This is a genomic window from Actinomycetaceae bacterium MB13-C1-2, from assembly GCA_035621235.1.
In the GTDB taxonomy this organism is placed as follows: Bacteria; Actinomycetota; Actinomycetes; order Actinomycetales; family Actinomycetaceae; genus Scrofimicrobium.
Genome location: CP141731.1, coordinates 1,766,140 through 1,790,595, shown reverse-complemented (window position 1 = coordinate 1,790,595; position 24,456 = coordinate 1,766,140). Strand labels below are relative to the sequence as shown.

The following is a 24,456-nucleotide window of genomic DNA, read 5'->3' as shown; positions in this document are numbered from 1 at the left end:
TCCCCTCGTTTTGCTTCGAGGCTAGAGACTAGAGTTCGGGTCCAGCTAACTCGCTATCAGCTTCAACCTGGGATGCTTCAGCTTCAGCCACAGGATCACCCAATCCCATCTCAGCAAGGATCTTGTTTTCAATCTCATCAGCCAGGTCGGGATTATCCGTCAGGAATTGCCGAACGTTCTCTTTGCCCTGGCCCAGTTGATCCTTGTCGTAGGTGAACCACGATCCCGACTTACGGATGATGCCACTTTCTACACCCATGTCAATGATCGAACCCTCACGAGAGATTCCCTTGCCATAGACGATGTCGAACTCGGCCTGCTTGAACGGTGGTGCCATCTTGTTCTTTACGATCTTGGCCCGGGTGCGGTTCCCGACCGGAGCCCCGGCTTCCTTCAGTGTCTCAATGCGACGGACATCGATGCGTACTGAGGAATAGAACTTGAGGGCCTTGCCACCCGTCGTCGTTTCTGGGGAACCGAAGAAAACGCCAATCTTCTCACGGAGCTGGTTGATGAAGATAGCAGTGGTTCCCGTTGCAGAAAGTGCGCCCGTAATTTTTCGTAATGCCTGGCTCATCAGTCTTGCCTGAAGACCAACGTGAGAATCGCCCATCTCTCCTTCGATCTCAGCCTTGGGCACCAGTGCGGCCACGGAGTCAATGACAATAATGTCAATGCCGCCCGAGCGAATCAGCATGTCGGTGATTTCAAGTGCCTGTTCGCCCGTGTCCGGCTGAGAGACTAGAAGTGAGTCCGTATCGACCCCGAGAGCCTTTGCGTACTCCGGATCCAGAGCATGCTCCGCATCAATGAAGGCAGCATTACCGCCGGCTCTTTGTGCGCTGGCAACCGCGTGAAGGGCAACCGTTGTCTTACCGGAGGACTCCGGCCCGTAAATTTCGATCACACGACCGCGAGGAAGTCCGCCTATCCCAAGGGCGATGTCCAAAGCAAGAGAACCTGTCGGAATGACCTTGACCGGCGGACGAGTATCGTCCCCAAGTCGCATCACCGATCCTTTGCCAAACTGTCGGTCAATCTGGCTCAACGCAAGTTCAAGGGCTTTATCCCTATCTCCAGCTACGCCTACCTCAGACTTACCCGTGCTGACTTTAGCCATCGCTACTCCTTGTGTCAGGCGGCCTCTCCGGCCGTTAATCTAAGCTGGTCAGTTTTTCGCATGTCCTCTCCGGACTGCGAAAGCAACCGTATGCCCGACCACCGACATTTGGCCTCCCGCCCATTCCACGTCTGTGAATTGAATGAGAAGCGGTTACATGTTGATAACCATACTCGAACATCCGTTCGATTGGTTACGACACGCAGTGGCGAAAAGGCCCCTGTCAGAAAACTCGCATGCGCATACTCCGTCAGCAAACTTTAGTTTTCCAATCAGATCGGGGCGTCTTCGTGCCGCAGAATACGGCGTGTCGTGCCCCGATCTGATTGGAAACCCGAGAGAGGGCGCGTTTCTCAGGAATGCTTTTTCTTTGGGCGACGATGAATCCACCGGGCTTCCTCGCCCGCACCGACCTCGACAATTAGTGCTTCCCACACCTCATCAGGCTTGATACCCCGAGCGAGCGCTTCACCCGGAGTTCCACCAAGGCCCGAGATATGGAGATCCTGGACAAGAGAATGCCCTAGAGTCGGCCCGAAGACCTGCTCTAGGGCTTCCCAAAACTCAGACTCAGTCATGGGGCTGAACCGTCAAATAGGAACTAGCGAAGGTTCGCAAGCTGTTCCACAAGTAGTTCATCTGGAACAGTATCTGGAACCCGAGTCTCATCAAGCATCATCATGCGATCGGCCACTTCCCGTAGCACGAACCACAGTGGAACTCCGAGCGCACCGCAGATTGACTCAAGGAGTTCTGACGAGGCTTCTTTCTGGCCACGTTCAACTTCACTCAGATAGCCAAGTGAAACCTGGGCATCTGACGAGACCTCGCGTAGCGTCCGTCCCTGCAGGGAGCGAAGCGAACGAAGCACATCGCCCAGTTCGGTTCGAAGCAAGGGTAGTTCTTTGCTCACTGTCTCAATCACGCCTTTAGAGTACTTGGTAGATGGGACGGGATGCGAGACCCGTCCAGCGCCGCTTCCCCGGTATACGCCGGGACGATTCGAGTAATTCATGTTCATGCAATATAAAACGCAGGTATTGCCAAAATATTCCGTGTGCTCTAACACAGAATGAGTCGTTTTTCCCAGGAAACTTCGAGCTATTTGCTAGCACTTTCCTGGGTCGCCGATCCGCGCGCCGCAGCTATTACATACTGCGCACCAGAGACCACTGTCACTGTCAGCGCCGCGACAGCGACGATCGCAATGACGACGGTCACAATCTGCATCCAGACCGTCCCCGCCGGAAGGAAAGACGACCACGGAAGGATCATCAACCAGATCAGGACGATCTGCAACACGGTCTTGAGCTTGCCCCCCGAGCTAGCCGCCACCACGACGTTCTTACGCCTTAGCACCTCTCGCAGAATGGTTATCCCAATCTCGCGGATGGCCACGATCACGGTAAACCACCAGGTCAACTCACCCATGATTGAAAGCACTATGAATGCTCCCAGAGTCATGAACTTATCCGCCAGTGGGTCTGCTAGCTTCCCGAAGTTCGTAATCAAGCCCTTCTTGCGGGCGATCTCGCCATCAAGGTGATCCGTGTAAGCGGCAACCATGAAGACCGCGAGCGCCCACCACCTGGAGGGTGCCGTGTCCACCAGCAATAGCCACAGGAAAACTGGAACCAAGACCAGTCTCAAAGCGGTTAGGGCATTGGGGATGTTGAACGAACTGGGCTGATCCGCCTTCTTTGCTTCGTCGGTGTCAGACATCATCTCTCTCACCTGAAATCTCTACGCGCAGCTTCACGCAGGCTAATCGGCCGCAATGGAAATACTCCCGAACGAATCCATCATAGGTCTGAGGGCTGAACCGTGCCTGGAAGCTTCACCGTCTTCGGGTCCTCCCAGGCTCCCACCCGCGAGATCGGTTGGGTTGCCTCTGGATCGCTAAAAGGCTGGTAGGAATCTATGCCGGGAGACGGTTCGGGCGCGCCTTCATCGACCATGTTGTCCCACTCGTCCCAGACTTCGTTGGAGGGGGCATCATTCACCGACGGTGCGAGTTCGGGCTCAGAGTGAAGAGAGTCAGACTCCCCTCGTAGCAGGGCAAGGACCGATGGAAGTTCCTCGGGGGGAACCAGGACTTCTCTAGCCTTCGAACCCTGCGAAGGTCCGACTATCTCGCGGGCTTCAAGCAGGTCCATAAGTCTGCCGGCGCGTGCGAAGCCGACCCTGAGTTTTCTCTGCAACATTGAGGTTGAACCGAGTTGTGTGTTCACAACCAACTCGGCAGCCGCCAGCAGATCATCAAGATCGTCTCCGATATCCTCAGCAACTTTCGCTGTCTTCGCCGGGGCAATCACGTCTTCTCTGTACGAGGGAGCCATCTGCGACTTAGCGTAGGCAACAACCGAATGAATCTCGGCCTCATCTACCCACGCACCCTGGACGCGCATCGGCTTTGCTGCCCCGGCCGGCAAGTAGAGTGCATCGCCCTGCCCAATGAGCTTTTCGGCGCCCGGTTGATCCAGAATAACCCGGGAATCGGCGAGAGCCGAAGTCGCAAAAGCCAGTCGCGAAGGTACGTTGGCCTTGATAAGTCCCGTAACGACATCCACCGAGGGTCGCTGGGTTGCGAGAACCAGGTGGATACCCGCTGCACGAGCGAGCTGAGTGATCCTCTGGACCGATGACTCAACGTCGCGCGGAGCAATCATCATGAGGTCCGCCAGTTCGTCCACAACCACAAGCAGATAGGGGTATGGCTTCAGCTTCCGTTTCGACCCATCTGGAGGATGGACCTTGCCCTCGCGAATAGCCGCATTAAAGTCATCAATGTGTTTGTATCCGTAGTCGGCCAAATCGTCGTAGCGTGCGTCCATCTCGCGCACCACCCACTCGAGAGCTTCTGAGGCTTTCTTAGGATTAGTAATGATCGGGGTTACCAGATGGGGTATTCCCTCGTAAATCGTTAGCTCAACACGCTTCGGATCGATCAGGATCATACGAACCTGCTCCGGAGTCGCGCGCATCAGGATCGAGACAATCATTGAGTTCACGAACGAGGATTTACCGGAACCCGTCTGACCGGCGACCAGCAGGTGCGGAGTGCGCGCCAGGTTAGTAACGACGTAGCCGCCCTCGACGTCTTTCCCAACACCGACAAGCAACGGGTGATGATTCTTTTGGGCCTGTCCGCAGCGCAACACGTCGCCGAGGGCGACCGTTTCACGATCTGCATTTGGAATCTCCACACCGATCGCAGACTTACCGGGAATCGGCGCCAGTATCCGAACGTCGGCGCTTGCGACCGCGTAGGCAATGTTGGCAGAGAGCGCTGTAATCCGCTCAACTTTCACGCCTGCCGCCAGGGAAAGTTCGTAGCGAGTGACTGTCGGGCCACGGGAAAAGCCGGAAACAGTCGCGTCGATTGAGAAGTCACGGAGCACTTTCTGCAACGCCTCAACGACTTGATCGTTGACCGCCGAGCGCTCCTTGTGGGGAAGTCCCTTCTTCAACATCGATTGAGGTGGAAGCTGATAATTCGCCATGATGGCCTCGGCTTCTCCGGGCCGAACCATCTCAATCGAAACGTCCGTTCGATCGGCAACCTCTTGACGGGAAGCAGGGCCGCGAGGTTCGAGGCCCGATCCACTAGTCGCACTCGTCACAATCGGTGAAGGGCCGCCGCTAACTTTACTGGTCGACCCAATAGGCCCTTCAGAGACTACCGTCTCAGTCGCGTCACCCGAGCCGAAATCAAACGGAGCCTGAGACATCGCCCCGCTTCGAGAATCGACCTCCGCAACACCGCTGCCTAGACCAAACGGTCCCTCCGGCTCGACCGGAACCTGCGCTATCTCTTCGGACTTCTTCCCCCGCAAAAGTTTCCTACGCGGCTTGCGCTTGTTCGAGTTTGCCAGGTCCTTAGCACCTTCGCGCTGAAGCCATTCGTCACCGGCGGTTGCTAGGCCGACGCGAGTTTCTTCCTGTTCCGCTTCGCCACTATCGGTCGCACCGGTAATCTTTCTCCAGAGCGCAGCGACTTTTCCTGGAGCCTCGCGGACAGGAGTTCTGAATGCAATCAGGATCGAGTAGAGCAGAAGCAGTACCAGAACTAGACCAGCGCCCCAGCCGGACAAGAGTTGCGCTAGTGGGTAGGTGAAGAACCAGCCAAACAGACCACCCGCATCCTCAAGACCACCAAAAGGGGAGATCGGCGGGTTGCCCTTTGCTACCTGAACCAGGCCGGTTGCGGCAACGACTACTCCCATCATGCCTGCGAAACGGTAGGCAATGGCCTCGGTGGACTTGCGCGCCGTGATCAAGCCGACCGCCCAAAAAACCAGGACAAGAGGGGCAATAACCGAGAAGACCCCAACTAATCCGGCAACCGCGTGATGGATGGCCTCCCCCGCCTGCCCCGAGATACCAAACCATTCCCGAAGAGCGACGATTATTCCTGCTGCGATAAGCAGGAACGCGAGAGCATCGCGCTTTAGTTGGGGTGGAATTCCTCTCCATCCCATAGCGACAGATGATCCAAAATTGCGTATTGGTCCGTGGCTCTTCTGGCCTCCATCCTCAAATTCCAGTTCGCCCTGGCGAGCCTTTTCTTGAGACTGATTTGAGTTTGAGCGCGCGCCTGTACCCCTGTTGGTGGACGTCGCGCGTTTGCCACCCCGTCCGCCCTTGGTGGACGAACTCTGTTTTGCTTGAGTTGCCATAACAACTTGAAGGTACCTGCTACCACCCAAATAGGCGTGGTGCCGCGCCCTGGCCCCCTAACTCAGGCCAGGACGGCCGCAGATTTCAGAGCGATAACCTGATCAACCTGATGCTTGGTCGGAGGCGGATATGATCCCGAATGTTGCACCATTAGGGCACCGGCTGCATTGGCGCGCGTGCAGGCTCCGAGCAGGGGCGATCCCTGCAGCAGGGCCGCACACATGACCGCAACGTGGGTGTCACCAACGCCGGCGGTGTCGACCATTTCCGCCCGGAAAGAAGGCACCTGAACTGCCCGAGATTCAGAGGACTCCTGTAGGTCACAACCCATTGCGCCGAGGCGTCTGACAACGGCGGCATCTTTTCGTAGGACGTTCCTGATGCTGGTCCCCGGACTGTCAGCCGTGAGGGTTTCTCGGATGGTGTCGGCTTCGCGAATATTCATGGTTAGGATGTCTGCTCTTTGCAGCATGGGGATCCACACCTCGGCTGGCACCTGATCTACGGCTGGGGAGACTGCGAGCACCACCTTGAGCTCCTCGGGAAGCGTAGGAACCCACTGGGTCAGCACTTCAGCAGAGGATTTCACCGCAAGATCACCACCGTGGATAAGGACGATGTCTCCGCTTTCAACTGGAACCGATGCTAAAAGGTCAAGAGATGTTTCGGCTTCGACCCCCGGCGCGATAACCGAGGCAACCTTGCCGTCCTCTTCAACCAGTGAGACGCCAACCCCGACATCTCCGACAATGGCGCCGGGGAGTGCCTCTAGTCCATCGAGCGCCATACGGCGACGGATCGCGTGCGAGTTGGGTCCGGTTCCCAGAGGTGAGGCACAGAGAGTTCTAACTCCCTGCGCACGCGCTGCAACAGCACCGACGTATCCCCCGCCCGGCGATGATTCAGCGCTGTGAGCCTGAAGATTGAGTCCTTCTTTCGGCAGTCTGGGTACGCGCAACTCCACGTTTAGGTGAAGCGACTGAGTCGTCACAAACTTGCCAAGTTCGGGCGGCACCGCCTCCATCGTGCTCGGGGTTCGGGACCCGATGGGCCACGTCGCATCACCGTAAGACTGTCTTCGGTCGCGTCTCACTGTTCAACGACCACCGGCACGATCATTGGGCGGCGGCGAAGCCGCCTGCCAGCCCAGCGCCCGATGACTCGGCGCATTACCTGTTGCAGTTTTCCCGGATCAACGTTTCCAGGAGCCGCCGCGTCCTTTAGAGCCTCGGTTACTTCCGGCACGATCTCTTGGATCGTCGCCTGATCTTCGGCCACGCCAACAGCCCGGATAACCGGATCCGAGAGGACCATCCCCGTCTCTTTATCGACCACAGCGTAAACGGTAATGAAGCCCTCGGTCCCAAGCGTGCGACGCTCTTGAAGTTCGTCTTCGGAGACCTCTCCTATTGAGGTGCCATCGACGTAGACAAGCTCACAGGGAACCTGTCCGACAACGTTCGCGACTCCGTCCTTTAGGTCGATCACCACCCCGTCGTCGGCAAGCATGACCCGTTCGGGGTCAATTCCCGTTTTCACAGCGAGGCCACCGTTTGCGACCAGGTGCCTGATCTCACCGTGAATGGGCATCACGTTCTTCGGTTGGACGATGTTGTAGCAGTAGATGAGTTCTCCGGCTGCCGCGTGTCCCGACACGTGTACCTTCGCGTTGGACTGGTGAACGACCTTGGCTCCCGTGCGAGTCAGATCGTTGATAACGCGATACACAGAAGTTTCGTTGCCCGGGATCAGGCTGGAGGCGAACACGACGGTATCACCAGGTCCCACGTTGATCTGCTGGTGGGTTCCGTGCGCAATTCGAGCCAGAGCGGCCATTGGCTCGCCCTGCGAACCAGTAACCATGAAGACCTGTTGATCCCTGGGAAGTTCGCTCACCTCGCTCATCGGTAGGACAACATCACTGGGCTCTTCCAGGTATCCCAAGTCGATCGCGATTCCCATGTTCCGTTCCATTGAACGACCCACGAACGCGACCTTCCGCCCCGTCTTCTCGGCAGCCTCAAGAACCTGCTGTACTCGGTGGACGTGAGAGGCGAACGAGGCGACTACCACCGCGCCCTTAGTCTGGTGGAACACCGATTCGAGGACGGGGCCAATTTCAGCTTCCGGTGTCACGAACCCAGGTACTTCAGCATTCGTGGAGTCGACGAGAAAGAGGTCCACTCCCTGCTCGCCGAGGCGCGCAAAGGCACGGAGGTCGGTCAGACGACCATCAATTGGAAGCTGATCCATTTTGAAGTCACCGGTAGCAAGGACAGTGCCGGCCCTAGTCTTGATGAAGACGGCGAGAGCATCAGGGATCGAGTGCGTCACCGCGACGAATTCGAAGCTGAATGGTTTCGCCTCGACCTTCTGGCCCTCGGTAACCACGTTGAGGTCGGCCCCGGTAATCCTGTGTTCGCGAAGTTTCGGCTCAACGAACGCGAGTGTCAGTTCACTTCCGTAGATCGGTATGTCCTGGCGTAGCTTTAGCAGGTACGGGACGGCGCCAATGTGGTCCTCATGCCCGTGGGTTAGAACCAAGGCCACCACGTCATCCAGGCGGTCCTTGATTGGCTCAAAATCGGGCAGGATCAGGTCCACACCCGGCTGATACTCATCGGGGAACAGAACCCCGCAGTCAACGATGAGTAGCTTGCCCTCAGTCTCGAAAACGGTCATATTTCGACCGACCTCTCCGAGACCTCCCAAGGGGATTACTCGCAGAGCGTGCGGATCAGCAGGGGGCGGAGGATTAAGTTCTTCGTACAGGGACGTCATGACTCAATACTGCCATGGAGCTCCCGCTACGCACCTATCGACAAGACCACTGGATCAACTCCCAGTTGTCGAGTCTGAGCAGCCCCGTACTTCTCAGACCCAGCGCAGTTCCGGACGACGATTGTTCGTAGCACAGTCGGCTAGGTGAAGGTTGATCAGGGTCTGGTAAGGGATCCCAGTCTCTTCGGCTCGCGCCTTGAAGTAATCGATCGTGTCAGGATCGAGCCGAATAGTCACCGGCTTCTTGACTCTGCGGGCGTACGGATTGGGACGCGCGTCCGTGAAGTCATATTCTTCGCGCAACTCTCTCAGCTTCTTTCGTAGTGCTGGGCTTCATTTCTTGATGCTTTCCGTGCAGAGACTACGCGCATAGACGAGCTACCTTCGCGATAACAATGGGCAACGATAAGCAACCGTAGACGGTTACTGAGGCCCATAATGATGAACCTATCTTCTTCTTGCGAGTGATCAGGATCGTCAATAACGATTGCACGAGGATCCTAGAACGCGGTTGGCGCCTCAGCAGAGGAAACCCCATGTTTGCACTCATTGGACACGTTCTTCCGACCGTCCCACTCAAACCTAAGGTCACCCATATGTACACTGCATATACGAAATTGGCGTGCGTAAAGACATTTCGCAACTTAGTAACCAAACGAAAGGGAGCCGCCCCAGGCTTACAGCCCGTAGGACGGCTCCGCTTCGTATTACTCGACGCTGGTTTGCGCCTTCGTCAGATTCGGTTACTCGCCTGACTTGTCATCCGAGCGACGGCGACGGTTCCGCTGACGCGGGCGACGATCCGAGTTGCCGGACTTCTCGCCTCTGTCCTCAGAGGAACCTTCCTCGGCAGGTGCCTCGTTTTCCTCACCCTCGACAACCGCGTGGAGTGAAAGCTTGCCACGATCATCGATCTCAGCAATCTCAACCTCAACCTTTTGGCCGACCTGGAGGACATCCTCAACATTCTCAACTCGCTTGCCACCAACCAGGCGGCGAATCTGCGAGATGTGTAGCAGGCCGTCCTTGCCGGGAGTCAGGGAGATGAACGCACCAAACGAGGTGGTCTTGACGACTGTCCCGACGAAACGCTCGCCTACCTCGGGCATCTGCGGGTTCGCAATGGCGTTGACCATTGTGCGCGCCGCCTCAGCAGCCTCACCCGTAGTGGCACCAATGTAAACAGTTCCGTCATCCTCAATAGTGAGATCCGCGCCAGTATCTTCCTGGATCTGGTTGATCATCTTGCCCTTGGGGCCGATAACCTCACCGATCTTGTCAACTGGCACGTGAACCGTGATGATCCGCGGCGCGTGGATCGACATTTCCTCAGGAGTATCGATGGTCTCCTCGATCACATCAAGGATCACCAAGCGCGCGTCACGGGCCTGCCCTAGGGCGCTCTTGAGGACGTCTGAGTCGATTCCGTCAAGCTTGGTGTCAAGCTGAAGCGCAGTGATGAAATCCCTGGTCCCGGCGACCTTGAAGTCCATGTCGCCGAAGCCATCCTCCATGCCGAGGATGTCGGTCAGGGTGACCGCACGCTGCTCGCCATCGACTTCACCGGTCATTAGGCCCATTGCAATGCCCGCAACGGGAGCGCGTAGCGGGACGCCCGCCTCAAGCATTGAAAGGGTTGAAGCACAGACCGAACCCATTGAGGTCGAACCGTTCGATCCGAGGGCCTCAGAGACCTGGCGGATTGCGTAGGGGAAGTCCTCACGACCGGGGATTACAGGCCGCAGGGCCCGCTCAGCGAGATCACCGTGGCCGATTTCGCGACGCTTCGGTGAGCCAACACGACCTGTCTCGCCCGTGGAGAACGGCGGGAAGTTGTACTGGTGCATGTAGCGCTTGGAAGTTACCGGGCTCAGGTTGTCGAGCTGCTGCTCCATACGAAGCATTGCCAGCGTGGTGATACCCAGAATCTGAGTTTCGCCGCGCTGGAACAGAGCGGAACCGTGGACCATCGGAACAACGCCAACCTCTGCGGAAAGCGAACGGATCTCGGTTGGGGTACGACCGTCAACGCGAATACCATCGCGCAGCGTGCGCTGGCGAATGGTTTCCTTCTCAACGCTACGCAGAGCAGCCTTATATGCCTTCTCGCCCTCCGGGTTGGCTCCCAGAAGCTCGGTCAGAACCGAGTTCTTGACCTCGTCCACCGCGTCGAGGCGGGCCAGCTTGCCCTCGGTAAGCAGCGCCTGCGCCAAACGATCACCGGTGGCGTCAACGACTGCCTGGTATTCCTCATCCGTGTAATCGAGGAAGACGGGGAACTCCACAGTGTCCTTGGATGCCTTCTCGGCGACGCGCATCTGTGCCTCGCACAGAACGCGAATAAACGGCTTAGCCGCCTCAAGGCCGTCCGCGACAACATCCTCGGTGGGCCTGGGCTGACCCTGCTGAATTAGCTCCCACTGGTTGTCACCGCCACCGGCCTCAACCATCATGATTGCGATGTCCTCGGTGCCGTCCTCCTTGGTGACGATACGTCCAGCAACAACCATGTTGAAGACTGAGCACTCCATCTCGGAGTAGCGCGGGAAGGCAACCCACTGGCCATCAATCAGAGCAATGCGGGTGCCGGCGATAGGACCGGTGAACGGTAGGCCCGCGATCTGGGTGGACATTGACGCAGCGTTGATCGCCAGAACGTCATAGGCGTCATCAGAGTCAACCGCAAGAACGGTTTCAACGACCTGAACCTCGTTGCGCAGGCCCTTAACAAAGCCGGGGCGCAGCGGACGGTCAATCAAACGGCAGGCCAGGATGGCCTCGGTGCTGGGACGTCCTTCACGACGGAAGAACGAACCAGGGATGCGGCCAATAGCGTACTGGCGCTCCTCGACATCAACCGTCAGTGGGAAGAAGTCGAACTGGTCTTTGGGGTGCTTGCCAACCGTGGTGGCGGAAAGGACCATAGTGTTGTCGTCCAGAGTGGCGACTGCTGAGCCGGCTGCCTGCAGTGCCAAACGGCCGGTCTCAAACTTGATTCGGCGGGTGCCAAACTTGCCGTTATCGATAACGGCTTCCTCGGTCACGACGCCAGCAGGCTCGATGACCGTTGTGATGTCTTCCGACATATGCTTATTTCTCCTTGTTGAATGCGGAGAACTGTACGTCGGCCTTCGATCGAAGCCCTCGGAACTGAGAAACACTCACGTGGAGGCTTTCCCTTTCGGGTCTCGCTCCGGGAGCCACTGTCGAAAACCGCGGCGATACAAGTTCTCCAATATTTACTTCTATTCGTTGGCAGGAGCCCTGCCAACTTCGTTGCCTCGCCTAAGTGCAAAAGCGGCCCGGCTCCGAGTGGAGGCGGGCCGACAAAGTGCTACTTACGCAGACCTAGCCTAGCGATCAGCGAGCGGTAGCGCTCAACATCAATGCTGTTCAGATAGCCCAGCAGTTGACGCCTGTGACCAACCAATAGCAGCAGTCCACGGCGGGAGGCGTGATCGTGCTTGTGAGACTTCGAGTGCTCGGTGAGCTCCTTGATACGCTCGGTAAGCAGTGCGATCTGAACCTCGGGAGAGCCGGTGTCACCCGGGTGGGTTGCGTACTCTTCGATGATCTCTTGTTTCTTTTCCTTCGTCAGAGCCATGGCTCATCCCTTCGTGTCGTTGCGCGGAGCGTCGGGGCGTTTTCACCCGAGCAGACTCACCGCGGCCGATATGACGGCGAATAGAAGGTTATCATTGGAATCTCACCCAAAACCGCTGGTGAGGGCTTCCCCACCATCGAGAAGCGGTGACATGCAACACCTAGCGTTCCGCGTCGGTTGTCCTGGTTGATGGCCGTACTCCAAGGGAGGCGGCCGCGAGCCGAATATCCTCGTCCATCTGAGCGAGTAGTTGATCCACGCTCTCAAACTTCATCATCGGCCGAAGGAACTTGGTGAAGACAACCGCTACCTGCTGGTCGTAAAGGTCGAGGTCGTCGCGTCCCAGGACATGAGCCTCAACTGTCCGCTGGATTCCGTCAAACTGAGGGTTGGTTCCAACCGAGATTGCGGCCGGCAAGAACTCCTGCGCCTGGACATGCCCAGGAACGTCTCGAACCAACCAACCGGCGTAGACGCCATCCGCTGGGGAAAGTACTCCCTCGCCCGCATACAGGTTCGCGGTGGGGAAACCGAGTTCGCGACCGCGTTTCTCCCCGTGCTGAACGGTTCCCACAAGACGGTACGGGCTACCAAGCACCTCGGCAACCTCGTCCACCTTTCCCTCGTCGAGAAGCTGTCGAACCCAGGACGACGACCAACGGCGACCCGATGGAGAACTGATATCCGTCACCATTGCGACCGTAAAGTTGTAGCGCTTGCCGAGGTCGAGGAGAGTCTCAACATCCCCCTCGTTACCTCGCCCGAAACGGAAGTCCTCACCAACTACTACCTCGATGGCCCCGAGTCGATCCACCAGGTACTCAACTACGAATTCTTCGGCTGTAAGACTGTAGAGGGAGGGGTCGTATCTGGCGACCAGCACCGCATCAAGACCCGTGTTGGCCATGGCGTCGAGCCGAGTCTGCAAGGACATGATCAACGGGGTCGGATTACCTGGAGAGTGCACGGCCCTTGGGTGGGGATCAAACGTAAGCGCAACAGAACTGACCCCGTGCTTTTGAGCGCGCTGAACGCAGGCTTCGATCACGCGGGTGTGGCCGCGGTGCATCCCGTCAAAGTTGCCAATAGTGACAACGGAACGCTGGTTACCGGGAACCTGCGCCAGATCGGTCCAGATCTTCAATGCTGTCTAAATGCTCTCGCTTGCACGGAGGCCAAGGTTCATGCGACCTTCTTCATCGACCGGCTGACCTTCGCGGCTCTTCTTACCTTCTCCGCCACAACCACAACCACAGCCACAACCACCGGAGGTCTTCTGCTCGTTATCGCTCATCATCTCTCCCCTTTCAGTTCAAAGCCTCAACCCTATTTCGCCACGCGCAGGTGAAGCACTGACCTAAACTTACCGTTTTCGAATCTGACTAGGGCGAGGGGGATCGTGGGATTGGACTCTTCAGCGATGGCGACAACCCTGTCTTCGCCCCCCGAACCTCGACTGGGATCCTCCTTGACCGGGTCGCCTGGACCCGGTGGGAACAAGTTCTCATCCGGCAGAGGGAACGTGCGCTCATGGGTGACGCCTCTGTTCTCCTCTACCTCGACCGGCAATTTGTCCCCGCTCATCGTGTTCGAGGAATCCAACCTCACAACTTCATCCGGTGTAATCGGTCGGCCATTGGCGAACGCCGTGGCTGCCGCGTCTGAGACGACAACGAGGGGGAACTGGTTCTTCACCGCCTGTTCCAAAGGAATCAGCGTAATCTGCCGTCCTTCATCGATCGTCTGCTGGAGTTCCTCCAGGGACTGTGCCCTTTCCACGTTGAATGAACCAACGCGGGTTCGCCTTAGGGCGGTCAGGTGGCCAGCCGTTCCAAGTTCACGAGCCAAGTCACGGGCGAGAGCCCTAACGTATGTTCCAGATGAGCAATCTACGTCAACGTCTATATCCACCACGCGAACGCCGTCAACTGTGGTTGTCCGTGGTTCAGAGGTGCGTTCAAAAGTGAACACCTCGACGGCACGCGGCCTCAGTTGCACGTCTTCACCGGCACGGACAAGGGCATAAGCCCTCTTGCCGTCGACCTTGATTGCACTCACCGCCGAGGGTACCTGCTCGATCAGACCAACAAATCTGGCGATAGCCCGATCGATGTCCACAACGTCCTGGAGTACGAATCCCGGGGCTTCCTCGACTTCTCCCTCAGCGTCCTCAGTCACCGTACCGATCCCGAGGCGAATCGTCGCCCGGTACGTCTTGGAATCTCCGGAGACGTACCCCAGTAGCTTGGTCCCTCGCCCAACTCCTAAGACCAGAACTCCGGTCGCCATCGGGTCAAGAGTGCCCCCATGTCCAACCTTGCGTGTCTTCAGAAGCCTACGAGCCCTGGAGACCACACCGTGACTGCTAATCCCCTGCGGCTTGTCGACTACGAGCAGTCCGACTGGTTCACTGCTAGATTTCTGCGGTGCCACCAGGTTCCACGTCGTCTTCGGAGTTCTTGATATCAGCTTCAAACTGCTGTTTTTGTGTGTTGTCCTTCTCAGGGGCCTCTAGATTCGCCTCAACTTCATCCAGTGGCCGTTCTGAGCTGGAGTCGTCACGCCAGTCGCTCCATGCCTGATCCAGTTCCTCAAGCTCTTCTGCCTGGCTCTTGTTGTTATCCGTCATCTCTGAGTCCTCCTCATCTTCATCCTCGCGTGGCTCGCGATACGGCGATTGTCCCCCGGCATACTCTTTGCCTGCTGCCGCTGCAGCGATGGACTCGTCCCGGGCCTTAGCCTCGCGAAGGGCGTCCTCGATCGACGCTGCCGACTCGGGAAGTGAATCGAGCTGGAAAGTGATCGTTGGTGTGAGTCGGAGTCCGAGGGCCGATCCAACCTCGGAGCGAACCAAGCCCTTAGCTGACTCAAGGGCGCGACGGGTCTTACGTTGGTCCTTCTCGTCTCCCAAAACCGTGTAGTACACGGTGGCATGTTGAAGATCACCGGTGACCCGAACATCGGTGATGGTGAGGAATCCGAGACGCGGATCCTTGACCTTGCGTGTGAGTGTGTCGGTGACCGAAGTGCGGATACGCTCAGAAATACGGCGTTGACGTCCTTCATCTGCCATTGTGTCCTCCTCTAGCTAACTGGTACCAGGGTAGTGCCGGTCAGGTGGAACAAGGAAACAGAACCATCACGGCGTTCACGCCTCTAGGGAAAGATCTAGGCACTTCCAGCCGATTCCCCGGTATTATTCCCGATTCCCCGGGCCGAACAGGGAATCTCTTTCGGGGCTAGTTTCCCTTCTCAGATCGCGGAGTCACCCGCCGCCCGAGAAGTGAGGTCCCGGTCCCCGCGACTCGACGTTTGTTCCAGAGGACACCGCTCAGCCCGACCGGGGTCGAATATCCGCCAGGGTGTCACTTCAACCGCAGGACCATCTGGAATATGCGCCAGAGTTGCTACCCAGAGATCGAAATCATATGGAAAGCGGGGGTTGACCCGGCCACACTGGCGTTTATTCCAACGACGGCCAAACTCAGAAGGCCACATTGGTGCGTACTCCAACAGGGACCAAGTTCTTCCCGCAGCTAAATCAGAGCGGGGCCGACATCGCCCGTTTGCGGCGTGTCGGCCCCTATCTGATTGGGAAGTCGAGATCGTTTAGAGGTCGCGTTCCTTCTCGACCATCTCCCACGTCTCAATAATGTCGCCCTCGGCGATATCCCTGTATCCCAGGGTGATACCGCACTCGAAGCCCTCACGAACCTCGGTGACATCATCTTGCTCACGACGCAGCGACTGGATCGAAAGATCGGGAGCCACCACGACCCCGTCACGCACCAGTCGAGCCTTAGCGCCCCGCTTGATGGTGCCACTTCGAACAATCGAACCGGCAATGTTGCCGAACTTACCTGAGCGGAAGACCTGGCGAATCTCTGCTTTACCGGTCTCTTGCTCCTCGTAAATCGGCTTGAGCATGCCCTTCAGAGCATCCTCAATATCCTCGAGGGCCTTGTAGATAACGGTGTAGTACTTGATCTCCACACCCTCGTTGTCGGCCATCTCTTGAACTCGCTCAGCCGGGCGGACGTTGAACGCGATGATGACCGCGTTATCAACCGTCGCCAGGTTGACATCATTCTGCGTGATAGCGCCGACACCACGGTGAATAATCCGTAGCGCAACTTCGTCACTGACCTCAAGTTTGAGCAACGAGTCTTCCAGCGCCTCAACGGCACCGGCGACGTCACCCTTGATGATGAGGTTGAGAGTATCGACCTTGCCCTCTTTGAGCACCCGATCAAAGTCCTCAAGAGTGACGCGCTTGCGACGCTTAGCCAGCTGTGCTTGACGTTCGGCGGCTTCACGCTTGTCAGCAATCTGACGAGCAGTGCGGTCATCGGTCGCAACCAGGAACGAGTCGCCGGCACGAGGAACCGAAGTAAGTCCCAACATCATTACCGGGCGAGCGGGACCCGCTTCCTCAAGCGAGTTGCCCTTCTCATCAAACATGGCACGAACGCGACCGTGAGAGGAACCAACCACCACGGCATCGCCGACACGCAGAGTGCCGCGCTCAACCAGCATGGTCGTAACGGCACCACGACCCTTATCCAAGTTCGCCTCGATGGCTACGCCACGGGCCTCGGCCTTCGGGTTTGCCGTAAGCTCCAAGGTCGCATCTGCGGTCAAAAGCACCGCGTCGAGCAGTTCATCGATGCCTTGGTTCTGCTTGGCTGAGACATCAACGAACATGACATCCCCGCCGTACTCCTCAGCGACCAGTCCGTACTCAGTTAGCTGTCCACGAATCTTGTCGGGCTGCGCCTCGGGCTTATCAACCTTGTTCACGGCAACCACGATCGGAACACCGGCCGCCTGTGCGTGATTAATGGCCTCAACCGTCTGGGGCATAACCCCGTCGTCCGCAGCCACAACCAGGATTGCGAGGTCGGTAACCTGGGCACCGCGAGCACGCATAGCCGTGAAGGCCTCGTGACCGGGAGTATCCAGGAATGTGATGAGACGTTCGCCGTCCTCAATCGGAACACCCACCTGGTAGGCCCCGATGTGCTGAGTAATCCCGCCGTGCTCCCCGCGAATAACGTCCGTATGACGAATCGCATCAAGAAGCTTGGTCTTACCGTGATCAACGTGGCCCATAACGGTCACGACTGGAGCTCGATCCTCAAGGAATGCCTCGTCCGCAATGTGCTCGGCTTCGAGGTCGATGTCGAAGGTCTCCAGGAGCTCTCGGTCCTCATCCTCCGGTGAGACGACGGATACACGGTACCCGAGCTCTGCGCCGAGAACCTCAAAGGTGTCCTGGTCCAGCGACTGGGTCGCAGTCGCCATCTCCCCCAGGTGGAACAGAACCTGCACCAGCGATGCGGGATTGACATTGATCTTTTCGGCAAAGTCCGCGAGAGAGGCTCCTTGACGAATTCGAATCTCCTGGTCATTGCCACGGGGGATCTTCACGCCGCCAATGCTCGGCGCATCCTGCTGCTCGAACTCTTGACGCTTCGCACGCTTCGACTTGCGTCCGCGCTGGCTCTTGCCACCACGACCGAAAGCACCCGGAGTGGCTCCACGACCCGCTCCGCGACCACCTCTGGGAGGTCCTGAGAAACCGCCGGCAGGGGGCGCGCTCGGTGCACCACCAGGGGTGCCACGATACTGGCCACCAGGGCGAGCTCCGCCCCCACCTGGACGGCCTCGACCGCCGCCACCCGAAGGCGCCGAACTACGATCAGGACGTCCCTGGCCCTGGCCACGCTGGAACGAGGCCGATCCGGGCATCATGCCCGGGTTAGGACGCGAACCACCGCGCTCGCGGTCACCTGATCCACCCTGACGTGACGAACCGCCGGGCCTTGGTCTGCCGCCGCCGGGACGGGGCATTCCCTGGCTTGACGCATAGGGATTGTTACCGGGCCGCGGGCCGCGAGGACGCGGGGCACCGATCGGACGAGGGGGCGCTGGAACAGCGCCCGGCTTCGGCGATGCGGGTCGCGCGGGACGAGGTGCCGGTACCGGTTTCTCCTCCACCGCTGGCGCCACAGTCTCCGCTTCGACCTTCTTCACCTTGGGCGCTGGCTTCGGCCCGGGTCGAGGCCCGGGAGCAACCTTGGTGGTCGGCTTTTTCTCGGTGGCCGGCGCGCTCTGTTCTACCCTCGCTGGCTTCGCCGATGGCTTTGAACTCGCCTTGGGCTCTTTAGCTTCTTTGGTGTCCTTTGCTTCAGGCTTGGCCTTAGCGGCGTAGTGCTCGCTGACCTGGCGGACAATTGGGGCTTCGACCATTGACGAAGCCGATTTTACGAACTCACCTCGCGAGTCGAGGTACTCCCGTAGTTCTTTACTCGTGATTCCGAGCTCCTTAGCGAGCTCGTGGACACGCATCCTTGGCACAAATACTCCTCTTCGGGTCCATCCCCGAAGTGGAGACGGACGTCTATACCTGCTGGCAGCTCATCGCTGGGAACTCATCGGGTGCCCATCAGCTTCCAACCCGCTTCCCTAACTGGCGTGTGGCATCCACCGCACGCGTCCGTTCTTTACAACAACCCAGTCTAGACCAGCCAAAAGGCCATCCCCCCGCCTACTTTTGAGCGACTGCTCACGCGAGGATGGCCTATCTCGAAGCTGTAACAGGTCAGCGACCGTCCTCAAAGTCGGCACCCGGAATCGAATCTGGAATAGAAGAACGTGAGGTCTCCACCTCGCCGTCGGCCGTATCGGAATGGATGTCGATGTGGAACTGCGTGAGTCTGGCCGCCAGTCGCGCGTTCTGTCCGTCCTTGCCAATCGCCAGCGACAACTGGAAGTCAGGAACGATTGCCGTCGCGGTCTTGTTGACCTCGGAATGGACAACCACTCTGCTGACTCTGGCTGGCGAAAGCGCGTTTGCTACGAACCTTCCCGAATCTTCCGACCAGTCAACGATGTCGATCTTCTCCCCGCCGAGTTCTGCCATTACGTTGCGGACGCGCCCCCCCATAGGACCGATGCAGGCACCTTTAGCGTTGACCCCGTCCCTGGTGGCGGCAACCGCAATCTTGGTGCGGTGACCCGCCTCTCGAGCAATTGCCTTGATCTGGACCAGCCCCTCATCGATCTCGGGAACCTCGCGACGAAACAGTCCCTCGACCAAACCCGGGTGACTTCGAGACAGGAGAATTCTAGGACCCTTATCTGTCCGCTCCACGGAAACGATGTATGCGCGAATACGGTCTCCGTGTTCGTAGCGTTCACCCGGAACCTTCTCGTTGTCGGGCAAAATCGCTTCGAACTCATCACCGAGCTTCACCAGAGTCGTCCGACGATCACGGGACTGTTGGACGATTCCAGTAACCACGGCGCCCTCTTTACCTGCATAGGCGCCGAGTACACGCGAGTCGTCCGCTTCGCGCAGTCGCTGCATGATGATGGACCGTGCCGTGGTGGTAGCAATTCGGCCGAAGTCCGAGGGGGTATCGTCAAACTCCCCTATCTCGTTTCCTTCGTCGTCAAAGTCGGTCGCGACCACTTTTGCCTGGCCGTTCTTCCGATTAATCTCAATCCGGGCCTTCTCCACCGCTCCGGGCATGTTGTGGTAGGCGCGGAGCAGGGCCTCTTCGATGGCGTCAACAAGAGTGTCGAGACTGATTCCCTTTTCTTGTTCCACCATGCGCAGGGCGCTCATGTCTATCTCCATCTCAGCCCTCCCTGGGTGTCACGGCAACCCCGTGGGCCGCAGTGATCTTCGAAAATGGAATTGATTCTGTCTGCCCCTCAACGCGGAGTTCAATGCTGTCCGCGCCCACATTTAGCAGTTCTCCCTGCAACTTATGGCGGTCGCTACGGGTGACTAGAACCGTCTTGCCGATCGCGCGCCGCCACTGATCCTCGCGAACGATTGGAGCTTCCACCCCCGGAGTTGAGACCTCAAGAGTGTACTCACCCTCAATCGGGTCCACCTCATCGAGTTTCTTTGAGAACAGTCGTGTCAGGTCTGCGAGTTGGTCAGAACTGAGTGATTCCGTCGCGTCGTTTCGAACCACGGCGATCGTCAGCACTGGGGGCTTGGCATTGGCCCTGTATTCGACCCCGTCGATAAGTGCCCCTTGATCCTCGGCAAGTGGGGTCAGAAGTTCCTGCACGTTCGCCTTGATGTCATCAATCTCCATGGCCGTTGCTCCCTTCCTGGGCGACGGGTGAACTCTCCGGTCGCGCCTTGACCGCTGGCTCGGGTCCTCATATTACGTGTGAGAACCATGTTAGCCGTCCAATGGTGGCATGATCGATGGTGGCGACGTCCAGTTGCCCGATAAGACGTAGGAGGTTGTGCGTGACCACAACACATGGCACCCTACGTCGAGTCCTTGTGACTGTTGTAACTGCGGCGCTGGTTTGCGCCATAGGCGGGTGTTCCTCCAAATCCGAAGATGGCCCAGACACCCAATCTAAGTCCGGAACGTTTGCGAACAAGGACGTGAACGAGATCACCTCACTCCCAGAGTTAACCAGGACTCAGCAAGCCCGAGAAATGGTCTCGCAAACCGAGGATCAGATCAATGGTCGGCTTACTCTTCTGTCAGCTCTGGCGGACGAGTGCGCGACCTGCTCGCTCGCTCTCGACTCTGCCCTGGTGGCTTCGTCCGAGCGGCTCCAACTGGCCGGAGGACTTTGGGATCCCTGGGGTGGCTTCCAACAGCGTCCCTGGTCATCGAACCAGGTTCAACTACTCAATCCAATACCGGAACCCGGTTTCACGGTTGAGTCCGTGGCGGGATACATGGGCGAGACTGCGAAAAGTCAGTTGCAAGCCATGGCCGAGGCCGAGAGTGTACCCGCCAGCCAACGTCTCACATTCTCGTCCCTACTTATCGAGCGAATGATTTCCGCCTCCCTGCTCGCTGAGGAGTTTGGATTTCAACTGGGCGAGGCAACTGCCAGGCTGACGGATGAGGGAACCCCAAGTTTCGTGATCGACGGAGCTCCGTCTCCCGCGCCCTCAGAAGAGAGTCCCCAAAGCGAGGGACAACTCAGTCTTGAGCAGCAGTCGCTGGTGCAATTCGACTGCGTTTACGGAGAACTGATCCGAAACATCTCGGTGAATGAGGATGAGGCTCAAACTGAGAACGCGATTCGCTTCGCCCAGGGCATCCAAGACCGCACCGTCAGCCTGAGCGCACTTGGTATCAGTGACCACCGCTTGACCCGCTGTTCCCTTGCCAGCACTGACCCATCAGACCTTCTCGCGGAACTGGTACGGATTGATGCCGGACTGCTCGGTTCCGATAACGGTGAGATTCGTCGCCTGGCATCGCAGTGGGTCTTCGCAGATGTCGAAAGCCTGGTGACCGACTACCCGGAGAGAGCACAGAGCCTCACCTTGGTGAACTCCATTTCGGCCGTTGACGCCGAGTAGTCTGACAGAAGAACGAGAGTAGAACCAGAGGAAACCCCAACTATGAGTCCAAAAGAGACGCTACCTGCTCCACCTCAGGATCCGGGGGCGACAGCGAAGGCAAAAAGAGCGCAGACACTGACGAATTCTGCTCTCGGTTGCTTCGTTATCCTTGCAACTCTGCTTGTGCTCTCCTTTACGTTGGATACTTCCGAGGTCCTTCGCGCCGTCGCGGCAATTGGGACGCTCTTGTCGGGTCTGTTGCTCATGCTGGCAATCATGCTGACCATGAGCTTGAAAGCAGAGCGTAAGCGCGCACAAAAGACCAAAGAAACCGCGACCGCCGAGACGACAAGTTAGTAGAACTCCGCCTTTACTGGAACACCACTTCTCTATAGTTCAGAGCCAGAAACGGCAAAAGTATCGCATCCGCCGATCCCGCTGGTATAGCCACTGGTAAACCACTTCTGACGCTGTTCGCTCGTCCCGTGCGTGAATGACTCGGGCTGGACACGACCGGTCGCTTGCTCCTGGATATGGTCATCTCCCACCGAAGCTGCGGCGTTGAGCGCGTCAACCAGTTGCTCTTTAGTCGGTTCGAGCAGGTACGGCTGTCCATTGACATCGGTTGTCGTGGTCATGTCCTTGATAAACGCCCCGGCGAAGCAGTCCGCCTGCAGTTCGATTCTTACGGAATCGCTGTCGGCCCCACTCGCCCTACTGGAGTGAGCGTCACTTATCCCCGTGATGTTCTGGATGTGATGTCCCCACTCATGAGACACGATGTAAATCTGTGCCAGGTTTCCGGCAGAAGCTCCAAAGTCCTGCCTCATCAGCTGGAAAAACGCAGGGTCGATGTAGACACCTCGATCAGCCGGGCAGTAGAACGGCCCAACTGAGTTATTGGCCTGGCCGCAGGCACTCATGGTCGAACCGTCATAAATGATCATGGTTGCCGGGGTGTATCCCTTAACGTGCTGAGCCCAGTAGTCATCGAGAGCGAGCTGAGAAGCAGCAAGCCGACACGCGTCGTCCTCGTTCGCGTCCTGCCCCGTTGCACAATCCTCGATGACTGACTCGCTGGCAGCCACGACCTGATCCTGGTCAGGGTCAAGCATGCCTGTGATCATCGGGGTTAGCCCTGTGAAGTTGTGTCCTGTGAATAGGCTGACGAGCAGTACGATCACTCCCACGGCACCCACACCAAATCCCGTATTTCTAGCGCTATGACCGCGCCGGGTGGCCTTGCTGGTCGACACATCCGCATTCGGGTTAAACGTCATGGGGGAAGGATAGCGTCATTGCCCAATAACCTCATAGGTACATGACAGCGACCTCATAGCTAACTCCAAGGTTCCAGCGTTTCCATGTCGTCATTGAAAGAGATTCCTTGAGATTGATTTGGGAGAAGAAATGGAACTGGCATACGCTGCGGCAATCGACCTGGTTGCCATGGTCATTTTGACGCTGGCTCTCTACTACCGCAGACATCGCAGGCGTGATTTGGTAACCGCGTACGCCGTTCTCAATGTCGGAGTGTTCGCCGTCGCGTCGGTTCTAGGAAGCGTCGAGATTGGTCTCGGGGTTGGGATGGGTCTGTTCGGTGTACTTTCCATCATCCGTCTGCGCTCAACAGAGATATCGCAGTACGAGGTTGCATACTATTTCTCTGCTCTTTCCATCGGTCTGATAACTGGTCTTGATGCAACTTCGATACCGGCCACCGCCGCCCTGGTGACAATGATCCTGGTAGTGGTGGCGATCATTGACTCTCAGGTCCTTTTCTCGGTGTCCAGGCAACAGGAAATACGTTTGGATCGAGCTTTCACGGACGAGGACAAGCTGAGAGACTACCTCGGCCAACTGTTAGGTGGGCGAGTGACTAATATGCGGGTGATCTCCGTTGATCTGGTAAACGACTCGACGCTTGTTGACGTTCGCTGGTCCCGGGGAAAAGACGCGCCGGTCGAGGATGAGTCGGCAGAGCCAGACTATTTCACCCAGGTCGCGGGGATTCACCAATGATTGATACGATCACTCGACTTCAGACAATATCCCTCGAAGAACTAAACCGGATCGCAGAACTTCAGAGGCGGGTCGACTGCAAATACCTGGTCGAGGTCGAAGAAGCGCGGGAGTTTCCAGCCCGTCTTCCCTCGGGGAGTCGAATCCTGGAAATCAACGGAGAGACCACATCGGCCTATTACTCGATCTACTTCGATACTCCGGGATGGACCCTGTATTCGCTTGCTGCTTCAAAGCGTCGCCGCCGTGTCAAGGTACGAACCAGAGCATATCTAGATTCCGGAACTGGTTTTCTTGAAATCAAGACCAAGGGGACTAGAGGGATGACCGAGAAGGTTCGTATCCCTCACCCCGTTGATAGGTTGGCAGAACTTAGCGCCGCCGACCTCGATTTCATTCGCGTATCGTTGATCGCCCAGGGAATCGACCCCGATATCGCAGACAACCTTTTACCGGTCACCGGGGTAGGTTACGACCGTTCAACCTATGTTGTTCCGGAATCGCCTAGGGAGCGTCCGGCGCGTATAACCATCGACACGGACATCTACTGGGAGTCTCTTGTGACTGGACGCTACTTCTATCCCGGAGCGCTGTCGCTGGTGGAGTGCCCCTCGCTCGCAATCATCGAGACAAAGACCGAACGACACTCTTCTCGCATCAACCGCTCTTTGTGGCGGACGGGAATGAGGCAGACATCCATCTCGAAGTACTGCACGGGAAGCGCGGCACTGAATCCCGGCCTTCCCTCGAACAAGTGGCACCAGTCGCTAATGACTATCGAGGAAGCGCGGGGCTAGGCCGTGTCTCCTAATATCTGTGCTCAGGAGAGGATGCCCGGGAAACTCGTGGTTGCAAGGCAGAAGAGGAGGCTTTGCTGGTGGCAAAGCCGACGATAACAACGTAGCA

General features: G+C 57.7%; 22 protein-coding genes. 4 read left to right on the top strand and 18 right to left on the bottom strand.

Annotated elements, in window-relative coordinates; translation table 11 throughout:
- Positions 1-28 precede the first annotated feature (28 nt).
- The 17 genes from recA to rimP all read right to left on the bottom strand — a co-directional run bounded on the left by recA (position 29) and on the right by rimP (position 20,302).
- On the bottom strand, positions 29-1,120 hold the full coding sequence (recA, locus tag U6G28_07815; protein WRS29429.1) for a recombinase RecA: 1,092 nt from the start codon (positions 1,118-1,120) through the stop codon (positions 29-31).
- Positions 1,121-1,473: 353 nt separating this feature from the next.
- A complete protein-coding gene (locus tag U6G28_07810) occupies positions 1,474-1,698 on the bottom strand; it encodes a DUF3046 domain-containing protein (protein WRS29428.1) in 225 nt (74 codons plus the stop codon).
- 23 nt (positions 1,699-1,721) lie between these two features.
- Positions 1,722-2,042 carry a helix-turn-helix transcriptional regulator gene (locus U6G28_07805; protein ID WRS31216.1) on the bottom strand — a complete coding sequence of 107 codons (321 nt, stop codon included), beginning with the start codon at positions 2,040-2,042 and terminating at the stop codon, positions 1,722-1,724.
- 179 nt (positions 2,043-2,221) lie between these two features.
- Positions 2,222-2,845 (bottom strand): CDP-diacylglycerol--glycerol-3-phosphate 3-phosphatidyltransferase, encoded by a 624-nt coding sequence (gene pgsA, locus U6G28_07800; GenBank protein WRS29427.1) that lies wholly within the window; start codon positions 2,843-2,845, stop codon positions 2,222-2,224.
- Between the two features lie 77 nt (positions 2,846-2,922).
- Positions 2,923-5,799, bottom strand: a complete 2,877-nt coding sequence (locus U6G28_07795; GenBank protein WRS29426.1) for a DNA translocase FtsK — start codon at positions 5,797-5,799, stop codon at positions 2,923-2,925.
- Between the two features lie 62 nt (positions 5,800-5,861).
- Positions 5,862-6,815, bottom strand: coding sequence for a PfkB family carbohydrate kinase (locus tag U6G28_07790; protein WRS29425.1), 954 nt, complete (start codon positions 6,813-6,815; stop codon positions 5,862-5,864).
- A 74-nt stretch (positions 6,816-6,889) separates the two neighbouring features.
- Entirely contained in the window at positions 6,890-8,581 is a 1,692-nt protein-coding gene (locus tag U6G28_07785) for a ribonuclease J (protein WRS29424.1), read from the bottom strand.
- A gap of 93 nt (positions 8,582-8,674) precedes the next feature.
- A complete protein-coding gene (locus U6G28_07780; protein ID WRS29423.1) occupies positions 8,675-8,884 on the bottom strand; it encodes a BrnA antitoxin family protein in 210 nt (69 codons plus the stop codon).
- Between the two features lie 440 nt (positions 8,885-9,324).
- Positions 9,325-11,667, bottom strand: a complete 2,343-nt coding sequence (locus U6G28_07775) for a polyribonucleotide nucleotidyltransferase (protein WRS29422.1) — start codon at positions 11,665-11,667, stop codon at positions 9,325-9,327.
- Between the two features lie 248 nt (positions 11,668-11,915).
- Complete coding sequence (rpsO, locus tag U6G28_07770) at positions 11,916-12,185, bottom strand: 30S ribosomal protein S15 (protein ID WRS29421.1); 270 nt, start codon at positions 12,183-12,185, stop codon at positions 11,916-11,918.
- 160 nt (positions 12,186-12,345) lie between these two features.
- On the bottom strand, positions 12,346-13,329 hold the full coding sequence (locus tag U6G28_07765; GenBank protein ID WRS29420.1) for a bifunctional riboflavin kinase/FAD synthetase: 984 nt from the start codon (positions 13,327-13,329) through the stop codon (positions 12,346-12,348).
- Positions 13,330-13,335: 6 nt separating this feature from the next.
- Positions 13,336-13,482, bottom strand: a complete 147-nt coding sequence (locus U6G28_07760; GenBank protein WRS29419.1) for a hypothetical protein — start codon at positions 13,480-13,482, stop codon at positions 13,336-13,338.
- A gap of 29 nt (positions 13,483-13,511) precedes the next feature.
- On the bottom strand, positions 13,512-14,618 hold the full coding sequence (truB, locus tag U6G28_07755; GenBank protein WRS29418.1) for a tRNA pseudouridine(55) synthase TruB: 1,107 nt from the start codon (positions 14,616-14,618) through the stop codon (positions 13,512-13,514).
- Entirely contained in the window at positions 14,599-15,258 is a 660-nt protein-coding gene (gene rbfA / locus U6G28_07750; protein ID WRS29417.1) for a 30S ribosome-binding factor RbfA, read from the bottom strand. Before rbfA ends, truB begins: the two co-directional genes overlap by 20 nt.
- A 536-nt stretch (positions 15,259-15,794) precedes the next feature.
- Positions 15,795-18,536: a translation initiation factor IF-2 gene (gene infB / locus U6G28_07745; GenBank protein ID WRS31215.1), complete on the bottom strand. Its 2,742-nt coding sequence runs from the start codon at positions 18,534-18,536 to the stop codon at positions 15,795-15,797.
- A gap of 253 nt (positions 18,537-18,789) precedes the next feature.
- Positions 18,790-19,830: a transcription termination factor NusA gene (gene nusA / locus U6G28_07740; GenBank protein ID WRS29416.1), complete on the bottom strand. Its 1,041-nt coding sequence runs from the start codon at positions 19,828-19,830 to the stop codon at positions 18,790-18,792.
- A gap of 1 nt (position 19,831) precedes the next feature.
- Positions 19,832-20,302 carry a ribosome maturation factor RimP gene (gene rimP, locus U6G28_07735; GenBank protein WRS29415.1) on the bottom strand — a complete coding sequence of 157 codons (471 nt, stop codon included), beginning with the start codon at positions 20,300-20,302 and terminating at the stop codon, positions 19,832-19,834.
- A gap of 161 nt (positions 20,303-20,463) precedes the next feature.
- Between rimP and U6G28_07730 the strand changes: the two genes are divergently transcribed.
- On the top strand, positions 20,464-21,546 hold the full coding sequence (locus U6G28_07730; GenBank protein WRS29414.1) for a hypothetical protein: 1,083 nt from the start codon (positions 20,464-20,466) through the stop codon (positions 21,544-21,546).
- 42 nt (positions 21,547-21,588) lie between these two features.
- Positions 21,589-21,885 (top strand): hypothetical protein, encoded by a 297-nt coding sequence (locus tag U6G28_07725; protein WRS29413.1) that lies wholly within the window; start codon positions 21,589-21,591, stop codon positions 21,883-21,885.
- Between the two features lie 32 nt (positions 21,886-21,917).
- Here the strand turns inward: U6G28_07725 and U6G28_07720 are convergent, their stop codons facing one another.
- Positions 21,918-22,808 carry a neutral zinc metallopeptidase gene (locus U6G28_07720; GenBank protein WRS29412.1) on the bottom strand — a complete coding sequence of 297 codons (891 nt, stop codon included), beginning with the start codon at positions 22,806-22,808 and terminating at the stop codon, positions 21,918-21,920.
- A gap of 130 nt (positions 22,809-22,938) precedes the next feature.
- On the opposite strand from U6G28_07720, the gene U6G28_07715 reads away from it, so the two are divergent.
- Both U6G28_07715 and U6G28_07710 read left to right on the top strand, forming a co-directional pair.
- Positions 22,939-23,550 (top strand): DUF4956 domain-containing protein, encoded by a 612-nt coding sequence (locus U6G28_07715; protein ID WRS29411.1) that lies wholly within the window; start codon positions 22,939-22,941, stop codon positions 23,548-23,550.
- Positions 23,547-24,347, top strand: a complete 801-nt coding sequence (locus U6G28_07710; GenBank protein WRS29410.1) for a VTC domain-containing protein — start codon at positions 23,547-23,549, stop codon at positions 24,345-24,347. Before U6G28_07715 ends, U6G28_07710 begins: the two co-directional genes overlap by 4 nt.
- Positions 24,348-24,456 lie beyond the last annotated feature (109 nt).